3 protein-coding genes are annotated in these 1,959 nt (G+C 39.3%); all 3 read right to left on the reverse strand.

Annotated elements, in window-relative coordinates; all coding sequences use genetic code 11:
• A partial coding sequence (locus H575_RS06425; protein ID WP_042699721.1) for a tetratricopeptide repeat protein occupies nucleotides 1-850 on the reverse strand: 850 nt, incomplete at its 3' end.
• Entirely contained in the window at nucleotides 847-1,545 is a 699-nt protein-coding gene (locus H575_RS06430; RefSeq protein WP_042699723.1) for a tetratricopeptide repeat protein, read from the reverse strand. The genes H575_RS06430 and H575_RS06425, both read right to left, overlap by 4 nt.
• A gap of 3 nt (nucleotides 1,546-1,548) precedes the next feature.
• Nucleotides 1,549-1,914 (reverse strand): hypothetical protein, encoded by a 366-nt coding sequence (locus H575_RS06435; RefSeq protein ID WP_042699726.1) that lies wholly within the window; start codon nucleotides 1,912-1,914, stop codon nucleotides 1,549-1,551.
• Nucleotides 1,915-1,959: the final 45 nt, after the last annotated feature.

Genomic DNA, 1,959 nt, shown 5'->3' on the forward strand with positions numbered 1-1,959 from the left:
AATACTTCTGATTGTTTTGGATCGGGGTCCCGCAATCCGGGCAGGTGTTTTTTTGAAAAATGCGCGAAAAAATGCTTGAGTGTTTTGTATTCCCGAATCTCTTTTCAGCAGATTTATTTTCATCAGATTTTTTGATGGCTGGTTCGACAGGGTCTGTAGACCCCGGGCCGTTTTCACTCGTAAATATAGGACGATTCAGTATGCCGTCATCGGTTACCTGAATTCCACCAAGATTAATCGGATTATTATTTCCATTGATTATAATGGTAGTCTTGGCTTCTTTGTAATCTCTTGAAATACTCGATTCGCTTTTGGATCCCGATTCTGAATCTGAACCTTTTTTTGAATGTATTGTATTATATCCCAGTTTATTTCTGACATCATCTAAATCGTCACGGACTTCATTTATGAATCCAGGTCTCGCCCGATTCAGTTTGAGGAGAGCTATTGTTTCAGAAAGTTGTTTCTCAGCTTCGTCCAATCTGTTCAGTTTGGCAAGAGTTTTTCCTTTCCAATGCATAGACATGAAACTTTCATTGTCAATGGATAATGCATTTTCAAAACATTGTAGTGCTGCTGGATACTGCCTCATAAGATAAAGACATCTTCCTTTTCCGGACTGTGCATAATCTCCATTGGAAATTTTCAGAGCTTTATCAAATGAAGTCAGAGCAGCATCATATTCTGACAGAGCGGTATAGATATTTCCCTGCTCAGCAAATGCCCAGTATTTGTTTTCATTATTAACAAGTGCCTCCTGAATAATTTTAAGTGCTCTTTGAGGATTTCTAAAGTTGACAATATGAGCGTCATTTGTTAACTTACCGGATGCACGAAATGGCGATTTCATTCCAGTTTCCTCCCGCAGTTGTTACAATACTTCTGATTGTTTTGGATCGTGGTCCCGCAATCCGGGCAGGTAGATTTTTTTGACCCAAATATTTTTGAGAAAAAACCATCTTTTTTGGAGTTGAATCCGACAACTTCTTTCTTTGCTGAATTGTCAATCTCTGCTCTGTTTATTATCGCGTCATCGGTTGCCTGAATTCCTCCGATGTTAACTGGAGCAGAAACATCACCATTGATAATTATTTTTGTAGATGAATCTTTGTTCACAGAATATGACATGGGAGGTTTATGAACCGAACCTCTGGGTTTCCTTCCCTCCCTCTCATCTTTCATATCTTCATAGTCCGCATAGACTTCCTGATAGAAATTTATAGGTCCATTCCCCAGTCTTCTCAACACCACATTAAACTGTGCTTCAGCTTCGCTATAGCGCTTCATTTTACCGAGGGTCTTCGCCATCCAATGAGCTGCCTGAATATTTCCAGAGTACCTAACGCATGCTATTTCAAAATTTTTCAGAGCATCGCTGTATTTTCCAAGACCATAATATGCACGTCCAATTCCGGAATATGCATATGAATTATCTGATTCGCGTCTTGCATTTTCAAACGATTTGAGAGCTTCCGCGTATCTTCCTCTGTTCAAATTCATTACACCTTGATTGTACAAAAATTGATAGCGTTCGTTTTGTATCATTGTTCACTCCGCCTCCAGGAAAACCTTCAGTTCTTTATCGATTCTTTCAAAAATACATGAAACAACTTCTCCATATCCTCGCACAACAACTAAAACATCCTTTTTATCTTCCGCCGTTAAAGTAATGTCGATCCTCGCCTGTCCTATCTTCTTATGTGCCATATCTGATTTGATTCCCTGTTTTGCTACACACTCAGTATTCTCTTTTCTATTTGCAGGAGTCTTATCTGCAAGTTCGCGATATATTCTCACGATCACTGCAGCTTTTTTTCTTGCTCCGAGAAGATTATTTTTCTCTATCAAGGCTGAATACTCTGCGGTTGTTTTTTTCAGTGCATCGTAAAGAGGGCCGCTTAGATCGATTTTCATTCCAGTTTCCTCCCGCAGTTGTTACAATACTTCTGATTGTTTTGG

The organism is Methanocorpusculum bavaricum DSM 4179 (assembly GCF_000430905.1).
Lineage (GTDB): Archaea > Halobacteriota > Methanomicrobia > Methanomicrobiales > Methanocorpusculaceae > Methanocorpusculum > Methanocorpusculum parvum.